This window comes from Ruegeria sp. BHSB064 (assembly GCF_059613205.1).
Window position 1 is genome coordinate 1 of sequence record NZ_JBXWSB010000010.1, and the last position, 19,447, is coordinate 19,447.

Consider the following 19,447-nt stretch of genomic DNA (forward strand, 5'->3'; position numbering starts at 1 on the left):
CTGGACTGGGCGCGCTCGGTCGGTGGGTTGCAGGGGTTGATCGCCCGTGCGGATGCCAATGCTGGGGCGGTGCATGCATTTTGCGATCAGAATGACTGGATCGCCAATCTGGCCGAGGATGCGGCGACGCGCTCGAACACATCCGTGTGCCTGAAGTTCACCGACGCACGCATTCAGGACGGGGCCACTTTCGCCAAGGCCGTGGCCAAACGGCTGGAGGCCGAGAATATCGCTTTGGATATCGGGGCCTATCGTGACGCGCCTGCGGGACTGCGTATCTGGTGCGGCGGTACGGTTGAGACCTCGGATATCGAAGCGATGTTGCCTTGGTTGGCCTGGGCCTTCGAGGCCGAAATCGCGGCGCAAGCAGACGCTGCCTGATTTCCCGGTGCCGGGCTGAAGCCCGGCCCACGCACAAACGAAATGTAGGGCGGGCTTCAGCCCGCCATCCCCCCAGAACTCTTCAAAGGACCAGAGAATATGGCCCCCAAAGTACTCGTATCTGACAAGCTCAGCGAAACCGCTGTGCAGATTTTCCGCGATCGTGGCATCGATGTGGATTTCATGCCTGATCTGGGCAAGGACAAAGACAAGCTGGCCGAGGTTATTGGGCAGTACGACGGCCTTGCCATTCGTTCCGCGACCAAAGTCACGCCAACCATTCTGGAAAAAGCCGACAAGCTAAAGGTCATCGGCCGCGCCGGAATTGGCACCGACAATATCGACAAAGATGCCGCTTCGAAAAAAGGTGTGATCGTGATGAACACGCCGTTCGGCAACATGATCACAACCGCAGAACATGCGATTGCGATGATGTTTGCCGTGGCGCGGCAAATCCCCGAGGCCAGCACTTCGACCCATGCGGGCAAGTGGGAAAAATCCAAGTTCATGGGGATCGAGCTGACCAACAAGACCCTCGGTGTGATTGGCGCAGGCAACATTGGTGGCATCGTCTGCGAGCGCGCATTGGGCCTGAAGATGAAGGTCATCGCCTATGACCCCTATCTGGGTGAAGAGAAAGCCGCGAAGATGGGGGTGGAAAAGGTTGATTTGGACGAGTTGCTGTCGCGCGCGGACTTCATCACGCTGCACGTGCCGTTGACCGACCAGACCCGCAACATCCTGAGCCGCGAGAACCTTGCCAAAACCAAGAAAGGCGTGCGCATCATCAACTGCGCCCGTGGCGGTCTGGTCGATGAAGACGCTCTGGCCGAGGCGCTGCAATCCGGTCACGTTGCCGGTGCCGCTTTTGACGTGTTCAGCGAGGAACCCGCTAAGGAAAACGCCCTGTTCAATCTGCCCAACGTTGTCTGCACGCCCCACCTTGGCGCGGCCACGACCGAAGCGCAGGAGAATGTGGCGTTGCAGGTGGCCGAGCAGATCTCGAACTACCTGCTGACCGGTGCTGTTGAAAATGCGTTGAACATGCCAAGCGTGACGGCAGAAGAGGCGAAGGTCATGGGGCCGTGGATCAAGCTGGCCGGTCATCTGGGCAGCTTCATCGGCCAAATGACAGATGAGCCGGTCAAGGCGATCAACATCCTCTATGACGGTGTGGCCGCTGAAATGAACCTTGCCGCGTTGAACTGCGCCGTAGTCGCGGGGATCATGAAGAAATTCAATCCCGAGGTGAACATGGTTTCAGCCCCGGTTGTCGCCAAGGAACGCGGGATCAAAATCTCGACCACCAATCAGGACAAGTCGGGCGCGTTTGAGGGCTATATCAAGGTCACCGTTGTGACCGATAAGCGTGAGCGTTCGATCGGGGGCACTGTGTTCAGCGATGGCAAACCCCGCTTTATCCAGATCAAGGGCATCAATATCGATGCCGAGATCGGCGCTCATATGCTGTACACAACCAACGAAGACGTGCCGGGTATCATTGGTGCGCTGGGTCAGACCATGGGCGACAACAACGTCAACATCGCAAACTTTACCCTTGGTCGGTCCGAGGCAGGCGGTGAAGCCATTGCACTGCTTTACGTGGACGAACCGGTTCCGGCCGAGGCACGCGCCAAGCTGGCGGAAACGGGCTTGTTCACGCAGATCAAACCATTGGTGTTTGATGTCGCCTGACGTGGCCTGTTGAGTTTGAGAAACAGTTCAGGACCCGGTTTTGAAAAGATCCGGGTCCTTTGTTCTCTGAAACCGTGATCTGAGGCACAAGCGAGCTGAATCTTACCGGCGGAGGATGTCAATGACACAGCCTGTCTATGTAATCGGCGATTTGCACGGGCAGGTGGCCGAGCTAGAGCGCGCGTTGTCTCTGATCCAACATGATGGTGGCCCGGACGCACAGGTGGTGTTTTTGGGGGATTATGTGGATCGCGGCCCTGACAGTCGGGGCCTGATCGATCACCTGATCGCCGGGCGTGATGCTGGCCGGAACTGGGTCACCCTGCTTGGCAATCACGACCGTATGTTCGCCTGGTTCATGGAAGACACTCCACGCCACGATCCGCATTTGCTTGTTGGGTATCATTGGCTACATGACCGGTTGGGTGGGATCGAAACACTGCGCAGTTACGGGGTGGAGTTTGAAGGTCAAATCCGGCTGGAAGACTTGCACCGGATGGCGAAGGGGGCAGTGCCGAAATCGCACCTGACCTTCCTGCGCGACCTTGTGTTGATGTATCAGACGCCCGAGCTTGCATTTGTTCACGCGGGTATTCGCCCGGGCGTGCCGCTGAACGAGCAAAGGGCAAGTGATCTGGTCTGGATCCGGCAGGATTTTCACAACCATCGCGGTCCGCACCCCAAGCTGATCGTGCATGGCCACACGCCAGTGGATCAGGCAACGCATTATGGAAATCGCGTCAATCTGGATACGGGCGCGGGCTATGGGCGTCCGGTGGGTGTGGCCGTATTCGAAGGACAGACCTGTTGGCAACTGACCGAACTGGGTCGCAATCCTTTGACACCTTAACTCGCCGCACACGGGCAAGGCATTGGAGTATGAAAATGTATGTCGCAACTTTGCTGACCAACCCGGCAGCGCCTTCGCTGGACCGCGCCCTGCCCGAGTCGTTGCGCAATGCGTGGGGCGGTGGGTATGTCGTCTGGCTCAGCCCGGATGAGGCGGTAGAATTTGAACTGAGCGACTTGCCCGACAATCGCTGGGACGTCTGGGCGGACTTGCAGGGCATGGGTGTCGACATGATCGTGCAACCTGCAAAAGGGCGGCGCAAACAGATGTTGCTGGCCGATATGGACAGCACGATGATCCAGCAGGAATGCATTGATGAGCTGGCGGATGAAGCGGGTGTCGGCGAACGGGTCAAGGACATCACTGCCCGCGCCATGAACGGAGAGCTGGATTTCGAAGGGGCGCTGATCGAGCGGGTCGGTTTGCTCAAGGATCTGGATGAAAGCGTCATTGGCAAAGTTCTGAACGAACGGATCACCCTCATGCCTGGTGGTAAGGCATTGTTGGCCACGATGCGGGCGAACGGGGCTTATGCGGCGTTGGTATCCGGCGGGTTCACAGCCTTTACGTCGCGGGTGGCAGAGTTGTTGGGGTTTGATGAAAACCGGGCCAATACGCTGTTGGCTGAAGATGGGAAACTGACGGGTGACGTTGCGCGCCCCATTTTGGGACGGCAGGCCAAAATCGAAGCATTGGAGCAGATCTCAACCCGGCTTGGCCTGTCTGAAAATGACGTGATGGCAGTGGGCGACGGGGCCAATGATCTGGGCATGCTGAGCCGGGCCGGAACCGGAGTTGCCCTTCATGCCAAGCCCTCGGTGGCTGCTCAATGCGACGTGCGCGTGAATCACGGCGACCTGACGGCGCTGCTTTACCTGCAAGGTTACAGCCGCGCCGATTTTGCAGGCGAATAACCGAGACTATCTTTTATTTAACATTTGTGTTAAATAGTAGTCATGAGCACGCTTCTGACCGCCTTTTCAGCATTATCCGACGCCACCCGATTTTCAATTGTTGAACAATTGATGGAACAGGGCGAGCTACCCGCCGGTGACCTGATCGAAGGCCGCGGGGTTTCGGGGGCTGCGATCTCACGTCACCTGAAGGTCTTGCGTGAAGCTGGGCTGGTGCAACAGCGCGTCCAGGGCACGCAGCGGATGTATTCTGTCCGTCCAGATGGGCTGCGGATGATTGCTGATTGGACCATCTCCAAGCGCCAGTTCTGGGAAAGCAGCCTGGACCGTTTGAGCGACATTATCGAAAGGGAAAATTCATGGCCGACCTGAAACTGGAACGGGACTTCCCCGTCAGCCCTGAAGACTTGTTTGCATGGATCAGTGAAGGCAGCAGGTTATTGCAATGGTGGGGACCCGAAGGGATGCACGTGCCCGAACACAATCTGGATTTTTCACGAACAGGCCCATGGTATTCGGTGATGGAGAATGGCGAGGGACAGCAATACAAGGTTTCGGGCCATGTGACCCATGTCGATCCACCCAATTCAGTGGGCTTCACATGGGGCTGGCATGATGATCAGGACCAGCGCGGCAACGAAAGCCACGTGACCTTGTCGGTTGCGGCGACAAGCTCCGGATCGCGACTGACACTGGATCACCGGGAACTGGCCGATGCCGAAGCGGCGGCCAACCACAATCAGGGTTGGACATCTTCGCTGCGCAAACTCGAAGCACTTTGCAAATAGGTTTTCATCAGGGAGGAGCAACATGCCCCAATTTTTGTTTGTCTATCATGGGGGCCATACCCCAACCGACCCCGCCGAAATTGAGGCGACCATGGCCGCCTGGGGTGCATGGTTTCAGGACATGGGCGAGGCGCTGGAGATCCCGGGCAACCCCGTGGGCCAGTCCTATACCGTCAGCAGCAGCGGGGTCGTAGACAACGGCGGCGCGAACCCGGCCTCGGGCTTTACGGTGATCAAGGCCGACAGCATCGACGCCGCGACCGCGATGGCCAAGGGCTGTCCGATGGTCGTCAACGGTTCTGGTTCCGTCGAAGTGGCCGAAATCCACGAAATCGAGATGTAAGGACCCTAGCCGGGGAAGCCTGGCGCAGGTTTGATCGCACCACATTCCAGCCCGCGCCGGCTGTATTGCGTTGCGTTCATGAATTTGCGGGTGGCCGGGTGATCGGCCTCCAGCACGCCAAGGCTGACCAGTATCGCGGCAATCGCGCATTCGCTGGCGCGGGTGGTGCCGTCGGTGATCTTCAGCGCGACGCCCATGCGTTTTTCCGGGATGATGGCCACAAAGACGGCCTCGGCCCCGGTCTTGATGGCGACGCGGCCATTCATGGCGCGCATCAGCTCGGTGCAGGCGCGGGTCTCACCGGCCACCAGCTCGGGGTGCTTGACCATGGCCGCAACCAGTTGTGCCGCAGCATCGCTGGACCGGTCCGAGCGGTCTGCGGCACTGGCGAACCACGCCATCGACCGTGCCAGACCTGCAAGCGAGATCGCGAAATTCGGAGCGGAACACCCGTCGATGCCATAGCCGGGGCTGGTCTCACCCGTGGTCTCTTCGATGGCTGACAGACACGCCTGTTGGACCGGGTGGTCAATTTCCAGATATTCCGGCCCCGCGCCCATGTGCTGAGCCAATGTCAGAAATCCGCAGTGTTTGCCCGAGCAATTGTTGTGTATCTGGCAAGGCGTATCATCAGCCAAAATCAGCCGGTCCCGCGCGGCGGTGTCTGCCGGTTCCTGTGGACCGCAGCGCAGATCATGCTCGGTCAGTCCCAGATGATCCAGCCACGCTGTTACCCGATCGGTGTGTATCGCTGCGCCGTTATGTGAGGCGCAGGCCAGCGCAAGATGTTCACTGTTCAACCCGTATTTAGCTGCAGCGCCCGATGTCACCAATGGAAGCGCTTGGATCATCTTGGCCGACGACCGTGGATAGACCACTGCCTTTGGATCGCCCCAGCTGCGCACGATCTGACCCGCGTCATCACAAACGACTGCGTGACCCAGATGCAGGCTTTCCAGCAGAGACCCACGCCACAGTTCTGTCATCGGTACGGGTTGCGTCATCTGGACCTCCGAAATTATGCGCAAAATTCTGCCAATCGCCCTTTCGCCTGTGGCGAAATCTGCGTTAGTGTGTGTATGTCGGCAATCATCGGAATGCGCAACGGAATAGACGGGCCAGAAGGGTTCGCAGCCAATTCCGATGGGTTTGAGGTATGGGTCGAGCTAGGAGGCTGGACAAATGGGATCAATGCTCGTTCGTGTGATTGCGGGCCTGTCTATGGCGGGGACGGTCACGACAACTGCAATCGCTCAGCAGGCAAGCAGCACCAACCGTGTTGCCGTGAAGACAGATTGGAGCGTCTTTGTCGAAGAAGACCCAACAGAATGCTGGAGCGTCGCAACCCCGGATGAAACCGTAAACACGCGTGGCGGTCGCGTGGTTTCTGTACGCCGCAGTGACATTTTGCTGTTTGTGGTGTTCCGGCCGGGTGAGGACGTGAACGGAACAGTGTCGTTCACAGGTGGGTATCCCTTTGCGGCGGGTTCGACCGTCAACGTCAAGATCGACGATGCCGAGTTCGAATTCATAACCGATGGCGAATGGGCCTGGCCTTCGACCCAAGGGCAGGAACCCAAAGTGATCGAAGCGATGAAGCGCGGGAACGAGGCTGTAATAACCGCGCGCTCGGAACGCGGGACGCAGACGAAAGACACGTTCTCGTTGCTGGGCTTTACTGCGGCTATTGACGACGCGAAGCAACGCTGCACCAAATAAGCCGTGGTTTTCAGGTGAAAGGCCCTGTCTTTTGGCAGAGCTTTTGTCTTGAAGCGATCCGCAGCAGACGCTTTACGCAACGTCCACGCCAGAACTTGATCCGTATCAAAGTGAGCCTCGGTAGTTTCTGAACTATGCAGTTCAGAAGTAACGAAGGAGTTGGGCTGATGCTGAACAAATCTCTTGCCGCACTGATGATGATTTCGGCCGTGTTGCTGAGCGCTTGCGACAACAAAGGCGAGACCTATCCGGTGACTGGCGAACAATGCGGACCAGAAGACCCTGTAAAGACTCTGGATGCTGAGGATTGCTACATTCCGCCAGCAGGTGTCTGATCTGGCTTTGATCTACACGGATTGAAACAAGTCAAAGGCCGCAGTGACGCTGTTACTGCGGCTTTTCTGTGCAGGCCCGCAGTTTGTCACGAATCCTTTTGATCTTTGCGCAGGTTCCTATATAGAGGCGCATCCCAAGCCAGAATCCTTCGAGATACGCCTCAGAGAGCCTAAAATGTCGCCCAAAGCGCCGATCACTCAAGATGTCCTGACACTCCCTCGCAAACTGCCTGAGGGTAAGATCAACCTTGTCGGGCTGACCCGCGACCAGTTGCGTGCCGTTCTGATCAAACATGGCACGCCAGAAAAGCAGGCCAAGATGCGCACCGGGCAAATCTGGCAGTGGATCTACCAATGGGGTGTGCGCGACTTTGCCGAGATGACCAATCTGGCCAAAGCCTACCGCGCGCAACTGGCCGAGCATTTCGTGATCGAAATCCCCGAAGTTGTGACCCGACAGGTGTCCGAGGACGGTACACGCAAATACCTGTGCCGCATTGCTGGCGGGCATGAGGTTGAGGTCGTCTATATCCCCGAAGAAGATCGGGGTACGCTCTGCATCTCGTCTCAGGTCGGGTGCACGCTGACTTGTTCATTCTGTCATACCGGCACGCAGAAACTGGTGCGTAACCTGACAGCGGCCGAGATCGTTGGTCAGGTCATGATGGCCCGCGATGACCTTGACGAATGGCCCACCCCCGGCGCGCCCAAGGATGAAACGCGCCTGCTTTCGAACATCGTTCTGATGGGTATGGGCGAGCCGCTTTACAATTTCGAAAACGTCCGCGACGCGATGAAGATCGCGATGGATCCCGAGGGGATTTCCCTGTCGCGCCGACGCATTACGCTCTCGACCTCGGGTGTGGTGCCCGAGATTGCACGTACTGCTGAGGAAATCGGTTGCCTGCTGGCGATCTCGTTCCACGCCACCACCGATGAGACCCGCGACGTGCTTGTACCGATCAACAAGCGTTGGAACATTGAGGAACTGCTGGAAGCCTTGGCCAGCTATCCCAATGCGTCGAACTCCGAACGGATCACTTTTGAATACGTGATGCTGGACGGGGTGAACGATAGCGATGAGGATGCGCACCGTCTGATCCACCACATCAAGCGCCACAACATCCCCGCCAAGATCAACCTGATCCCGTTCAACGAATGGCCCGGCGCGCCGTATAAGCGCAGCTCGAACAACCGTATCCGCGCCTTTGCCAATATCATATATCAGGCAGGTTACGCGTCGCCCATTCGAAAGACGCGCGGCGAGGATATCATGGCAGCCTGTGGGCAACTGAAATCGGCCACGGAACGCGCCCGCAAATCGCGCAAACAGATCGAGGTCGAAACAGGGTTGAGCCAGTAAGGCTTTTTCCTGCCTGGGCCCGGATTGACCAGATCACGCGTCAGGTGATTTCACCTGCGGTCTGCACGCCATAAGTGTGCCTGTAAACTTAATGTTTCAGGTGCTGAAACCACATGCATAATTTGCTATGTTTCCCATGCCCGTCACTGGCATGTGCCTTTTCAAATTGATGCACAAGGAAGTGAACTGACCGGGCCGAAGCTGGCAAGTTATTGCAGGGCCGCTAGACTTACAGATGCGCTGTCAGGCGGCGCTCAGGCGAACTGATTTTCAGGTGGGCCACTATTATGAACCAAAGTTTTTCAAGGATTTTCCGAAGCGGAACTGCTGTGATTGCCTTGGCCACAGGCTCTGGCCTGGCTTTTGCTGAAAGTGATAAAGCTCATATCGCGATCGAAAACCCTGCCGAGCTGAGCAAGGAAGAAGCCATAGGGCATTACAAGTCGCTCAATCGTCGTATGGCGCGCGGCTATGCTGCGGCACAACTGGACCTGATCCTGAACTACCAAAGCTGGCCACTTTACAACGATGCGCCCTATATTTCTGCAACCCATGGTCAGCGTTTTGTGAACACTTATGCCAATCGCATGGCCCACAACTATGGAACCTTGCAGGAAGGCGAGGAACTGCCAATGGGTTCGGTTCTGGCCAAGGACAGCATGACGGTAACGGATGAAGGTCACATTCACCCCGGTGCTATGTTTGTTATGGAGAAACTTGCAAAGGGGGCGAACCCGGATACGGCGGATTGGCGTTACATCATGGTCCTGCCGGATGGTTCGATGTTTGGGGACACCATGGGTGATCGCGCCGATGATGTTGCGTATTGCCATGTCTGCCACGAACAGGTGGCAGATCGCGACTATACGTTTTACGTGCCGGAAGAGTATCGCAAGAGCGAATGAACGGATCAGGCCGGTTCACCCGGCAGCTTCAGTTCCGTCGCCTCGCGGCGGCTGAGTTGTTCGCCTTGTTTGCGTTTTGACAGAACTTCACGGGCCAGCGCGTATTTCTCATCCTGCCAGAAGATCAGGCATCCGTTGCAACCTTTGCCACAGCAGCCTTCGGTGCCGATACGGTTGGTCTTGAACCGTCGTTCGTTGCCATCCTCGCCGATCTTTTCGACCAGTTCGTCGCGACGGCGCGCATAAGCCGTCGGGTTGTCGCGGCCCGTGGTTTCCAGCCCCTGCACCAGCTTGTCGAAACGAATGCGGCTCCAGTGTTCGTCGGTCAGGGCGCGTTCCTTGCGCAGGACCGAATAAACCGGAAAGCGCGCGCGCAGGTCGTCAATGTCTTCGTGATCGAATAGGGTGAAAGGCAGCCGGATGACTGTCTTCGTGCTGCCATGCACGACATCCAGCCGCTTGCCGTCAGACGCGCGTTCGAATCCGTAGACCCGCAGCAGAACCGTATCGCGTGAGATAGGCGAGACAAAATCCAACACGTCGCCGGGTTCCAGCTTGTTCTTCACCTCGACCAGAAAGGCATCTTCAGTCACTTCGGTCACGATACCCGCGTACTCCCACTGCGCGATCGAAGCGGTGTGTTCGTAGTCATGCGCGTAATTGGTCAGGCGCCCTTCGTGGAAGGCCAACGTGTAGCCGCGATTCCCAACGGTTTCCAGTTCGCGCATATAGGGTTTCGGATCCCAGTTCTCAGGATCGGCGTTGTAGTCGTCGATGGCCATCCGATAGGCCCGCGCGACGATGGCTGCGTAATACTCCGACTTGCCGCGCCCTTCGACCTTTAGACTGTCGACACCGATTTTCAGGTATTCATCCAGCTTCGGCATGATGCAAAGATCACGCGAGTTTAGGATATATGAGCCCCGATCATCCTCTTCGATAGGCATCAAATCACCGGGGCGGCAGCCTTCTTCCAACAGGAATTCAAACAGGTCCGCGTTTTCATCGTTTATGCGCAGTTCCTGATGTGTGCCGTCCTTCAGGCGCAGCTTCAGACCATAGTTCCAACGGCAGGAATTGGCGCAATTGCCTTGGTTTGCACCGCGTTCGGCCATGAAGTTCGATAGCAGGCAACGACCGGAATAGGTCATGCACATGGCACCATGCACGAAAGCCTCAAGCTTGATGTCAGGGCATTTCTCGCGGATTTCCACAAGCTCGGGGTACGAAACTTCACGCGCCAGAACCACCAGTTCCGCACCCTGATCCTGCCAGAACTTCACCGACAGCCAGGAACAGATATTGGCCTGGGTCGAGATATGCAGCGGCAGTTCAGGTGCGCGTTCGCGGACATATTGGAACACACCCGGATCAGCGATGATCAGCCCGTCGGGCTGCACCTTGCGCACCGTGTCGATGTATTCATCCAGTTTCGGGATGTCTTTGTTGTGCGAAAACAGGTTCAGCGTCAGGTATGCGCGTCGGCCATGGCTGTGGCAGAACTCAACCCCTTCGATCACCTCTTCTAGCGAGAACTCGGATTTCGTGCGCAGTGACATGTCGGGCGTGCCCAGATACACCGCGTCTGCACCGTAAAGGATGGCGAGCTTCAACTTGCGCAGATTGCCCGCAGGCATCAGCAATTCGGATCGGGACTGGGTCATCGGGCCACCTGGCAAAAGATCAAGGCGGCCTTCTACGCCAAATGGGTCGAGTCCAAAAGCCCGTTATCTGCGACGGAACCGCGCTGTGCCGATTACTTCAACCAGTTGCCGGCGCACCGGTTCGGGTTGAGCCTCGACCGCGTTCAGAACCTCGCGCAGTTCGGCCCGCAGCCCGTGCATCTGATCAATCAGCGAGATCATCATCGACAGCGCATCGGCTTCCATGTCGTACTGTTCATGCAACTCGCAGGCCAGTTCCAGACGGGCGACGTCGATGCTGTGATAAACCAGCCCCTGATCTGATTGTTCGGGGATCACAATCTCGGCCGCCAGATACTCGGTCAGCCGGTCCGAGGTCAGCCGCGCAACGGTTTCGATCAGTTCCTTTTCGGTCAGGGTCATGACGGCATTCCTTTCCGCGGATCGTAGCTGTGCGTTTCGCGCCAGGTCTCCATGAACTGTTTCAGATCGTGATCGATTTTGTTGGGCATCGATACGGTCAGTTCGATCAACTGATCCCCACGCTCGGACGAGCCGCGTTTTTTGACACCCTTGCCCCGCAATCGCAGGGTTTTACCGCTGCTGGTGCCCGCCGGGACGCTGACATTCACGCCGCCGTCAATCGTAGGGGCAGGGACTTTGCCACCCAATATAGCCTCGTCGATGGTGATGGGCAGCTTGATGTGAATGTCGTCGCCGTGGCGATCAAAGACCGGATGATTGGCCACCGAAACAGTTACCAAGGCGTCGCCCGGAGGGCCTTCACCATATCCCGGGGCCCCTTTGCCCCGCAGGCGGATAGTTTGGCCGTCGGTAATACCAGCAGGTATTTTCACTTCGATCCGGTCACCATCAGGCAGGGTCAGTTTCTGGCTGGCCCCGAACACGGCATCCAGAAAGCTGATCTGCAACGAATAGTTCAGGTTGTGCCCCGGCGCATGAAACTCCTGTGTGCGCTGGCCGCCAAACCCGCCACGGCCCCGCATGAACTCGGCGAAGATGTCGGACATGTCGTCCGGGTCGGCCTGACGTCCGCGATACGGATTTCCAGCCGCCTCGGCATATTCACGGTAATACTGTTGTTGCGGGTGTTCCTGACCCGAGGCGTCGATCTCGCCATTGTCATACCGCGCGCGGGTTTCCGGGTCTTTCAGCAGGTCATATGCGGCGGCGGCGGCTTTGAACCTGGCCTCAGCCTCGGCATCGCCGGGCTTCAGGTCCGGATGGCATTCCTTGGCAATGCGCCGATAGGCTTTCTTGATCTCGGCGGCGCTGGCGTCTTTGGCCACGCCAAGAACGGAATAGGGATCGTCGCTCATCTCACACTCATGGCTCAGGGGCAGGTCTGAACTTGATGAATGTGTTCTACCATGCGATTTCAACAGGTCAAAAGGAAGAGGCGATTGAATTGCCTCGTAAAATCCTGCAGGTCTGTTAACATCTGCATGTTTCTAATTGTTGATTGACGGAGATCGTCTCATGTCGCGTAGAATTAAGTCGGCTCTTGCTCTGCTGGCCGGGAATGCCATTGGGTTGTTGCTTGCTTCGCTGTTGTTGTCAGGATTTGCGATCAAGCCGATCTCTTTTATTGTCGTCGTGATCGTCTTCACCGTCGTGCAGCTGATTGCCGAGCCGCTGATCCTGAAGCTGGGTGAAAAGAAAGCGCCTGCGCTGAAGGGCGGGATTGCTTTGATCGTGACCTTTGTAGGCCTGTTGGTGACTGATCTGATAACCGCTGGGCTGACCGTAGGTGGAGTTGCAAACCTTTTGGGAGCAACGCTGTTGGTCTGGCTGGGGGCGCTGATCGCCAGCGTTGTGCTGCCGATCTACGTGTTCAAAGAACTGCGCGAAGCCAAAAAGTAATCACAGCGCGTTCAGGCTGGCCTCGATGGCCTGCCACAGTTCTTCTGCGGGTTCGCATCCGACGGACAGGCGGATGAAGGCGGGATCGACATCGTCGCCCCAGCGCGCGCGACGTTCGGCTGAACTGTGAACGCCCCCGAATGAGGTCGCGGGGCGCAGAAGGGGACAAGCGTTAATGAAGGCTTCGGCTTGGTCCTCGCTTTCCAGTGTAAGGGACAAGAGAAAGCCGAACCGCGTGGTTTGGGCCTTGGCCAGTGTGTGTGAAGGGTCGCTGGGCAGACCGGGGTAGCGGATGTGTTTCACGGACGGATGCGCGGCAAGCCGCTCCGCCAGCACCTGTGCCGAGCTGCACATACGGTCGAAGCGTACATCCAGCGTTTCCAGTCCGCGATGCAATAGCCAAGCTTCATGTGGTCCGGGGATCGCGCCAGACACCCGGCGCCATTCACTAACCCGGTCCATGAACTGCCCATTGCGGCTGGCCACGTGCCCCATCAGCATGTCGGAATGCCCACCCATGGCCTTGGTGTCTGACGCCACCACCACGTCGATCCCCATATCCAAAGGCCGTTGACCCAATGGGGTCATGGTCGTGTTGTCGGCAATCGTGATGCCTCCAGCCGCGCGAACTGCCGAGGCGATGGCAGGCAAGTCCATCATGTCCAGTCCGGGGTTCGAAGGGCTTTCGAGAAAGACCACGTCGAATCCGTCAAACCCGCCTTCGGCAAAACGGGTTGTCGGGCGTTCGGTGACTGAAACCCCCAGCCCGGACAGGAACTGGGCAGCCAAAACGCGTGTCACGTAGTACCCATCCGATGGGATCAGCAGGCGTGATCTGGCCTTCAGAGTCGCAAACAACGCTGCCGAGATCGCAGCCATCCCCGAAGGGAATGTCAGGCAAGGCGCGTCTTCCAGATGGGCCAGAACATGTTCCAGATGCTCCCAGGTTGGGTTGTCGACGCGACCATAGGTGCGCAAACCTTCTGTCGCTCCGGGCAGGTGGTACATGCTGCTTTGGGTCAGCGGCAGGGTTACCGGCTCACCGGCGTTCAACGCATTGCCGCGCAGGTGCAGCATCTCTCCGGGTTTAGAAGCCATGATTCAGCGCCCCGGAATTTCGTCGCGGGGCGGGGCGGGTTCCCAGTTCTCGATGATCTCGACCGCCTCTTGCGCAGTATCGACAAAGCGGAACAAGTCGAGGTCTTCGTCCGAGATGGTGCCTGCATCGGCCAGGGCATCCCAATTGATGACCTTTTCCCAGAATTCGCGGCCAAACAGCAAGAAGGGCACGCGGTCCATCCGCCCGGTCTGGATCAGGGTCAGGGATTCGAACAGTTCATCCATCGTGCCAAAACCGCCGGGGAAGATGGTGATGGCGCGGGCGCGCATCAGGAAATGCATTTTGCGGATGGCGAAATAATGGAAGTTGAAGCTGAGGTCCGGTGTCACATAGAGGTTCGGTGCTTGTTCGTGCGGCAGCACGATATTCAAACCAATCGAACACCCACCCGCGTCCTGCGCGCCTCGGTTTCCTGCCTCCATCACACCGGGGCCGCCACCTGTAACGATGACGTTCTCGCGGCATCCGGTTTCATTTGACTTTTCGGTCATTAGCCGCGCGAACTCACGCGCCTCATCGTAATATTGTGACAACCCGGCCAAAGTCTCTGTTCGCGCCGTGTGTTTCTGCGACGGTTCCGGAATGCGCGCGCCGCCGAACATGACGATGGTCGAGGTGATCTCACGCTCGGTCATGATCATCTCGGGTTTTAGCAGTTCCAGTTGCAGGCGCACCGGACGCAACTCGTCCCGGCACAGGAATTCGTCATCGGCAAAGGCAAGGCGATAGGCAGGTGAACGCGTCTGCGGCGTGTCCGGAACCTCACTCGCGGTCGAGCGGTCGGTCTGCGCGTCGCGGAACGGGTTGTGGCGGTCTTCTCTCATAGGTGATCGATCCCTGCTTGCGTGTTTGACAAACAGCTATAGGGTTCGCGATCAGAGCGCCAGTCACGGAAAGACAAGAATGAATTGGAAAAGTGAAATTTCAAAAGCCCGCGACCGTATCGCCGGATATGCACAAGTGACACCAGTGATGGAAAGCCGCATTCCGGGCTATCCGATCGAACTAAAACTCGAGCACATGCAGCACACCGGCAGTTTCAAGGCGCGGGGGGCGTTCAACACGCTGCTCAGCATGGAGGTGCCACAAGCCGGTTTGGTTGCGGCCTCTGGTGGCAATCATGGCGCGGCGGCGGCGTATGCCGCGCAGACGTTGGGCCATCCCGCCAAGATATTCGTGCCGGAACTGGCAGGTCCGTCGAAAATCGCTTTGATCCGGCAAACCGGAGCGGATTTGAGTGTTGTATCTGGCGAATACGCCAACGCGCTGACCGCGGCGCAGGAACACGAGGCAGCCACCGGTGCCATGCAAATTCACGCCTATGACGCACCGGCCACAGTGGCAGGGCAAGGGACTTGTTTTGCCGAGTGGGATGCTCAGGGCCTTCAGGCCGATACTATTCTGGTTGCCGTTGGCGGCGGCGGTCTGATTGCCGGGGCCCTGGCGTGGTTTGACGGCGCGCGCAAGGTTGTGGCGGTTGAACCTGAAACCTCTTGCGCCTTGAATGCTGCGTTGCAGGCGGGTGAGCCGGTGGATGTCTCGGTCTCGGGTATTGCAGCCAATGCGCTGGGCGCGCGGCGGATCGGACAGATCTGTTTCGATCTGGCGCAGGGGATGAGCTCGGTTCTGGTATCGGACAACGCGATTGCGGATGCGCAAAAGGCGCTTTGGCAGAGCCATCGCATTCTGGTGGAGCCTGCGGGTGCAACGGCGTTGGCGGCTTTGACGTCGGGTGTTTACCAGCCCGAACCGGGCGAACGTGTTGCTGTGTTGGCATGTGGTGCAAATATTGCGCCAGATCCGCTTGCCGGGTGAATTATCGGCTTGTGAACGGGTGGGGTGAATTTTATCTATAATCCATGTCCGCTACGATTTCCGACACGATCTACCAAAGCCTGAGCCAGCAAATCATCACCGGAGAGCTTGAGGCCGGGGAAAAGCTGCGGCAGGACCATATTGCCCGTCAATTTGACACCAGCCACGTCCCGGTGCGTGAAGCCTTGTTGCGGCTTGAGGCGCATGGGTTGGCCCGGCATGAGCCTCGCCGGGGGATGCGGGTCACTGCGCTGGACCCGGCTGAAGTGCGTGAGGTGATCGAAATGCGCGTGGCGCTGGAAACCCTTGCGTTGCAACAATCGGTGCAGAACATGTCTCCGGTCGCGTTGGACAAGATTGATCGCGCCCGCATCGCCTGTGATGAGGCGCAGACGATGCCACAATGGGAAGCTTTGAACCGCGCTTTCCATCGCGCCATCCTGACACCATGCGGCTTACCCCGACTTTTACACGCCATTGATGACCTGCATATCGCAAGCGCGCGTCATCTGTTTGCGCATTGGCGGTCAAAATGGGTGCAACAGGTGGACAAGGATCACGCGGCACTTGTTCAGGCCCTCAAGCGCAAGGACCTGAGCACTGCAAAAGGTATCCTGACCCGCCATATCCGCCGCGCCAGCTGATTCCAGACCTTTCAGACGCAAAATGACCCGTGTTCGTCGCATTGCGCCATGGGTTCCACTTGCGTATAGGCCAAACCGACACGAACAGATTCTGTAGGGAGACGCCCCATGTCCAACGCGCAACTGGAAGCCGCCATCGAAGCCGCCTGGGAGGCGCGCGACACTATCACGCCCGCCACCACCGGCGAACAGCGCGAAGCGATCGAGGATACGCTGAACGCGCTGGACAGCGGGTCGCTGCGCGTCGCGGAAAAGCTTGAGAGCGGCGACTGGCATGTGAATCAGTGGGCCAAGAAAGCGGTTCTGCTGGGCTTCCGCATCAAGGATATGGAAATCCAGTCCGGTGGTCCGCAGGCTGGTGGCTGGTGGGACAAGGTGGACAGCAAGTTCGCCGGTTGGGACGCAAGCCAGTGGCAGGCCGCCGGGTTCCGCGCCGTTCCGAACTGCGTGGTTCGTAAATCGGCCTATATCGCGCCCGGCGCGGTTCTGATGCCGTCTTTTGTGAATCTGGGCGCTTATGTCGATGAAGGCACCATGGTCGACACATGGGCCACCGTCGGATCCTGTGCGCAGATCGGCAAAAACGTTCACCTGTCCGGCGGCGTCGGCATCGGTGGTGTCCTGGAACCCATGCAGGCCGGCCCGACCATCATCGAAGACAACTGCTTTATCGGTGCACGTTCGGAAGTGGTCGAAGGCTGCATCGTCCGCGAAGGTTCGGTTCTGGGCATGGGCGTGTTCATCGGCAAATCCACCAAGATCGTCGACCGTGAAACCGGTGAAGTCACTTATGGCGAAGTGCCGCCCTATTCGGTGGTCGTTGCCGGTTCGATGCCTTCGAAGAACAACATCAGCCTGTACTGCGCCGTGATCGTAAAGCGGGTGGATGAAAAGACCCGCTCTAAAACAGGGATCAACGAATTGCTGCGCGACTAAAACCGCCAAAACATCAATGAAGGGCTGTTGCTTTTGCTGCAGCCCTTTTTTGTGATTCAGACTTTGACCGGATAACGGTCTGGTTCTTCAAAAACGTCGATCACCCGAGTACCCGCCTTGATCTTACCGCCATGTTCAACACCTGATGGGATCGAATAGCTGTCGCCCGGACGGTATGTTTTGGTCTCGGACCCGATAGTCAGTTCAACTTCGCCCTCGATTACCGTTCCCCATTGGGCTTTGTGGGAATGCGCAGGCAGTTCGAAGTCTTTGAGAAATGTGAAAAACGCGACCAACCCTGCGTCAGACCGTATCACGGCGGTTTGAACGACGTCTTCCGGGAACGGGACATCGAGGCTGGGAAATGCTGTAATGAAATCGGGATAGGTCATGGAATGGTCCTGTGTTGTCATGGTTTGGCGGTTTCCCGGCACTATGGACGCCAGATTGCCTGTCTGCAATTCCGGGCTTCTTGACCGTCGGCGGGCACGCGGCTATGGCCCTGCGCATGGAAAAGCAAAAGAAACCCTCGCGTCAGCAAGTTTATACTCTTCTGGTCCAGATCGGCCGCAAGGATGGTGACGGGTTGCCCGAAGGGGCAACCGGCGCGGCGTTGATATGCTATGCAAGTGGTGTTGATGAGGCCGAGGCCGTGCGTGAGACGGTGGCGATATTGAAACAGGCCGAAACGGCACCGTTGGACGTCACCGGGTACGGCACATTAGCTGAACGCGAGGCGCAGGGGCACGATATCGAACCGGACGAACGTGCCCTGATGCAGCGTGCGCTGGACGAAAACGCCGTAATTGTCGCGCAGATGACACCGTTTTTTGGAGACGAAGCAGAAGCTTAGTTCCGCGTCCCGAACCATTTGCGGTAAATTTCGTCATAGGTTCCGTCTTCGCGCAGTGCCAGCAAAGCCTGATTGACATCCTCGACCAGCGGGGAGCCTGTCGGGAAGGCGATACCGTAATTCTCGCGCAGGAAGATGCCACCGGTCATGGACGCGATCCGCCGCCCTTCATGCGACGCGAAATAGGACAGGACAGGCGCGTCAAACACGACGGCGTCAAGTTCTTCGGCCTTGAAGGCGTCCAGCATCTGTTCCAGCCCGGGATAGCCGGTGAATTCGATCTCGCGCCGGTTTAGAAAACTTGCCGCGGTCGAGTTGGAAATGGTGCCGACACTTTTGCCGTAGAGGTCGTTGACCGAGTTCACGCTGCCGGTAATCGCGTCCACCGTCATGACCGAGGTGATGCGTGCGGTAAAAACCGACACGATGAACAAGGACGATACGACCAGCACGACCCCCAACATTCGCCCAAACGGGGTGCGGGGCATACGTTCCTCGAAACCGCCATTCACGACCAGATTCAGCGCCCACCAGAACGACGGGAACCAGGCCTCGTTCAGTTTGCGGTCGAAATAGGGTTGGGCGCGGCGCTCAAAGCTCCACATCAGCATGCCGCCGCCAAGGAGAATGGCAAAGGCCAGACCGATGGCGATGAAAAGTTCTTTGGACAGCAGTGCCTGAACCAAGGAAGGCTGGCGTACTGCGTCCGATGGCACCATGATCTGCAGCCCGGCCTCAAAAATCGGCTGGCTGAAATCCATCTGAGTTTCACGCATCGCCGTGATCGAGATATTGGCGATTGCAAGGTCAGCAGACCCGTCCTGGACAGCGCCCAGCATATCTGCAAAGGCATCCACGCGGTTAACGGTGTAATCCCAATTCAGTGACTCAGCCAGTGCGGCCAGCAAATCCATCGAGAAACCCGTTTCCGCCCCGTCTTCGACATAGGAAAACGGGGGGCGGGTCACGGTTGTGACAGAAAGGGACTGTGCCAGGCTCTGCTGTGCGATGACGGCGAAAGTCAGGCAGATCAGAGCGTAAATTGCGCGCTTCATATTCAGTTCACCTGTTTCGCGGCCCTGTAACGCGATTGTGTGGCACACGGCAAGGTGGTCGCCAGGTAAATTGTCATGATTTGTTGGGGTATCGCTTTGACATCTTAGCATTCAGATGATCGATTTTTTTGCCGTTTGGGGTTGGAAATCCGGCCAATTCGTTGAATCTGTGCGCGAACCCGCAAAAGACTTAGTTCCTGAGGC

At 57.8% G+C, this 19,447-nt stretch carries 23 protein-coding genes and 1 pseudogene; 16 read left to right on the forward strand and 8 right to left on the reverse strand.

Annotated features, from left to right (window positions below):
• From AC2FNU_RS03950 to AC2FNU_RS03980, 7 genes and pseudogenes are all read left to right on the forward strand, one after another.
• Positions 1 to 381, forward strand: a pseudogene (locus tag AC2FNU_RS03950) (phosphoserine transaminase); the annotation flags it as partial.
• Between the two features lie 99 nt (positions 382 to 480).
• Positions 481 to 2,076, forward strand: a complete 1,596-nt coding sequence (serA, locus tag AC2FNU_RS03955; protein ID WP_496785047.1) for a phosphoglycerate dehydrogenase — start codon at positions 481 to 483, stop codon at positions 2,074 to 2,076.
• Positions 2,077 to 2,197: 121 nt separating this feature from the next.
• Positions 2,198 to 2,926 (forward strand): metallophosphoesterase family protein, encoded by a 729-nt coding sequence (locus AC2FNU_RS03960; protein ID WP_496785050.1) that lies wholly within the window; start codon positions 2,198 to 2,200, stop codon positions 2,924 to 2,926.
• Positions 2,927 to 2,961: 35 nt separating this feature from the next.
• Positions 2,962 to 3,840, forward strand: a complete 879-nt coding sequence (serB, locus tag AC2FNU_RS03965; protein WP_496785053.1) for a phosphoserine phosphatase SerB — start codon at positions 2,962 to 2,964, stop codon at positions 3,838 to 3,840.
• A gap of 42 nt (positions 3,841 to 3,882) precedes the next feature.
• Positions 3,883 to 4,212 (forward strand): ArsR/SmtB family transcription factor, encoded by a 330-nt coding sequence (locus AC2FNU_RS03970; RefSeq protein WP_496785057.1) that lies wholly within the window; start codon positions 3,883 to 3,885, stop codon positions 4,210 to 4,212.
• The gene (locus AC2FNU_RS03975; protein ID WP_496785060.1) at positions 4,200 to 4,628 is read left to right on the forward strand and encodes an SRPBCC family protein; all 429 of its coding nucleotides are present in this window, start codon (positions 4,200 to 4,202) and stop codon (positions 4,626 to 4,628) included. Before AC2FNU_RS03970 ends, AC2FNU_RS03975 begins: the two co-directional genes overlap by 13 nt.
• A 22-nt stretch (positions 4,629 to 4,650) precedes the next feature.
• On the forward strand, positions 4,651 to 4,971 hold the full coding sequence (locus tag AC2FNU_RS03980; protein WP_496785062.1) for a YciI family protein: 321 nt from the start codon (positions 4,651 to 4,653) through the stop codon (positions 4,969 to 4,971).
• A gap of 5 nt (positions 4,972 to 4,976) precedes the next feature.
• Here AC2FNU_RS03980 and AC2FNU_RS03985 read toward each other — a convergent pair whose 3' ends face one another.
• Positions 4,977 to 5,975, reverse strand: coding sequence for an asparaginase (locus tag AC2FNU_RS03985; RefSeq protein ID WP_496785064.1), 999 nt, complete (start codon positions 5,973 to 5,975; stop codon positions 4,977 to 4,979).
• A gap of 178 nt (positions 5,976 to 6,153) precedes the next feature.
• Here AC2FNU_RS03985 and AC2FNU_RS03990 point away from each other — a divergent pair, with 178 nt between their 5' ends.
• From AC2FNU_RS03990 to AC2FNU_RS04005, 4 genes are all read left to right on the forward strand, one after another.
• Complete coding sequence (locus AC2FNU_RS03990; RefSeq protein ID WP_496785066.1) at positions 6,154 to 6,690, forward strand: invasion associated locus B family protein; 537 nt, start codon at positions 6,154 to 6,156, stop codon at positions 6,688 to 6,690.
• A 167-nt stretch (positions 6,691 to 6,857) separates the two neighbouring features.
• Entirely contained in the window at positions 6,858 to 7,025 is a 168-nt protein-coding gene (locus tag AC2FNU_RS03995) for a hypothetical protein (protein ID WP_496785070.1), read from the forward strand.
• Positions 7,026 to 7,200: 175 nt separating this feature from the next.
• Positions 7,201 to 8,388: a dual-specificity RNA methyltransferase RlmN gene (gene rlmN / locus AC2FNU_RS04000; RefSeq protein ID WP_496785073.1), complete on the forward strand. Its 1,188-nt coding sequence runs from the start codon at positions 7,201 to 7,203 to the stop codon at positions 8,386 to 8,388.
• 287 nt (positions 8,389 to 8,675) lie between these two features.
• On the forward strand, positions 8,676 to 9,293 hold the full coding sequence (locus AC2FNU_RS04005) for a cytochrome P460 family protein (protein ID WP_496785075.1): 618 nt from the start codon (positions 8,676 to 8,678) through the stop codon (positions 9,291 to 9,293).
• Between the two features lie 5 nt (positions 9,294 to 9,298).
• On the opposite strand, the gene AC2FNU_RS04010 is transcribed toward AC2FNU_RS04005, so the two are convergent.
• From AC2FNU_RS04010 to AC2FNU_RS04020, 3 genes are all read right to left on the reverse strand, one after another.
• Entirely contained in the window at positions 9,299 to 10,957 is a 1,659-nt protein-coding gene (locus AC2FNU_RS04010; RefSeq protein WP_496785077.1) for a U32 family peptidase, read from the reverse strand.
• A 63-nt stretch (positions 10,958 to 11,020) separates the two neighbouring features.
• On the reverse strand, positions 11,021 to 11,359 hold the full coding sequence (locus AC2FNU_RS04015) for a hypothetical protein (RefSeq protein ID WP_496785079.1): 339 nt from the start codon (positions 11,357 to 11,359) through the stop codon (positions 11,021 to 11,023).
• The gene (locus tag AC2FNU_RS04020; protein ID WP_496785081.1) at positions 11,356 to 12,276 is read right to left on the reverse strand and encodes a DnaJ C-terminal domain-containing protein; all 921 of its coding nucleotides are present in this window, start codon (positions 12,274 to 12,276) and stop codon (positions 11,356 to 11,358) included. Before AC2FNU_RS04020 ends, AC2FNU_RS04015 begins: the two co-directional genes overlap by 4 nt.
• 160 nt (positions 12,277 to 12,436) lie before the next feature.
• Here AC2FNU_RS04020 and AC2FNU_RS04025 point away from each other — a divergent pair, with 160 nt between their 5' ends.
• Positions 12,437 to 12,820, forward strand: a complete 384-nt coding sequence (locus AC2FNU_RS04025; RefSeq protein ID WP_171180384.1) for a hypothetical protein — start codon at positions 12,437 to 12,439, stop codon at positions 12,818 to 12,820.
• Here AC2FNU_RS04025 and AC2FNU_RS04030 read toward each other — a convergent pair whose 3' ends face one another.
• Positions 12,821 to 13,918, reverse strand: coding sequence for a cystathionine gamma-lyase (locus AC2FNU_RS04030; protein WP_496785084.1), 1,098 nt, complete (start codon positions 13,916 to 13,918; stop codon positions 12,821 to 12,823).
• Between the two features lie 3 nt (positions 13,919 to 13,921).
• Complete coding sequence (locus AC2FNU_RS04035) at positions 13,922 to 14,764, reverse strand: LOG family protein (RefSeq protein ID WP_496785088.1); 843 nt, start codon at positions 14,762 to 14,764, stop codon at positions 13,922 to 13,924.
• 79 nt (positions 14,765 to 14,843) lie between these two features.
• On the opposite strand from AC2FNU_RS04035, the gene AC2FNU_RS04040 reads away from it, so the two are divergent.
• From AC2FNU_RS04040 to dapD, 3 genes are all read left to right on the forward strand, one after another.
• The gene (locus AC2FNU_RS04040) at positions 14,844 to 15,755 is read left to right on the forward strand and encodes a threonine/serine dehydratase (RefSeq protein ID WP_496785090.1); all 912 of its coding nucleotides are present in this window, start codon (positions 14,844 to 14,846) and stop codon (positions 15,753 to 15,755) included.
• 44 nt (positions 15,756 to 15,799) lie between these two features.
• Positions 15,800 to 16,399, forward strand: coding sequence for a GntR family transcriptional regulator (locus AC2FNU_RS04045; protein ID WP_496785092.1), 600 nt, complete (start codon positions 15,800 to 15,802; stop codon positions 16,397 to 16,399).
• Positions 16,400 to 16,507: 108 nt separating this feature from the next.
• Positions 16,508 to 17,335 carry a 2,3,4,5-tetrahydropyridine-2,6-dicarboxylate N-succinyltransferase gene (gene dapD, locus AC2FNU_RS04050; RefSeq protein ID WP_496785096.1) on the forward strand — a complete coding sequence of 276 codons (828 nt, stop codon included), beginning with the start codon at positions 16,508 to 16,510 and terminating at the stop codon, positions 17,333 to 17,335.
• Between the two features lie 56 nt (positions 17,336 to 17,391).
• Here dapD and AC2FNU_RS04055 read toward each other — a convergent pair whose 3' ends face one another.
• Positions 17,392 to 17,748, reverse strand: coding sequence for a cupin domain-containing protein (locus AC2FNU_RS04055; RefSeq protein WP_496785099.1), 357 nt, complete (start codon positions 17,746 to 17,748; stop codon positions 17,392 to 17,394).
• Positions 17,749 to 17,843: 95 nt separating this feature from the next.
• Between AC2FNU_RS04055 and AC2FNU_RS04060 the strand changes: the two genes are divergently transcribed.
• On the forward strand, positions 17,844 to 18,188 hold the full coding sequence (locus AC2FNU_RS04060) for a DUF8846 family protein (RefSeq protein ID WP_496785103.1): 345 nt from the start codon (positions 17,844 to 17,846) through the stop codon (positions 18,186 to 18,188).
• Here the strand turns inward: AC2FNU_RS04060 and AC2FNU_RS04065 are convergent.
• Entirely contained in the window at positions 18,185 to 19,243 is a 1,059-nt protein-coding gene (locus AC2FNU_RS04065) for a transporter substrate-binding domain-containing protein (protein WP_496785106.1), read from the reverse strand. The two genes, AC2FNU_RS04060 and AC2FNU_RS04065, sit on opposite strands and share 4 nt — an antisense overlap.
• Positions 19,244 to 19,447: the final 204 nt, after the last annotated feature.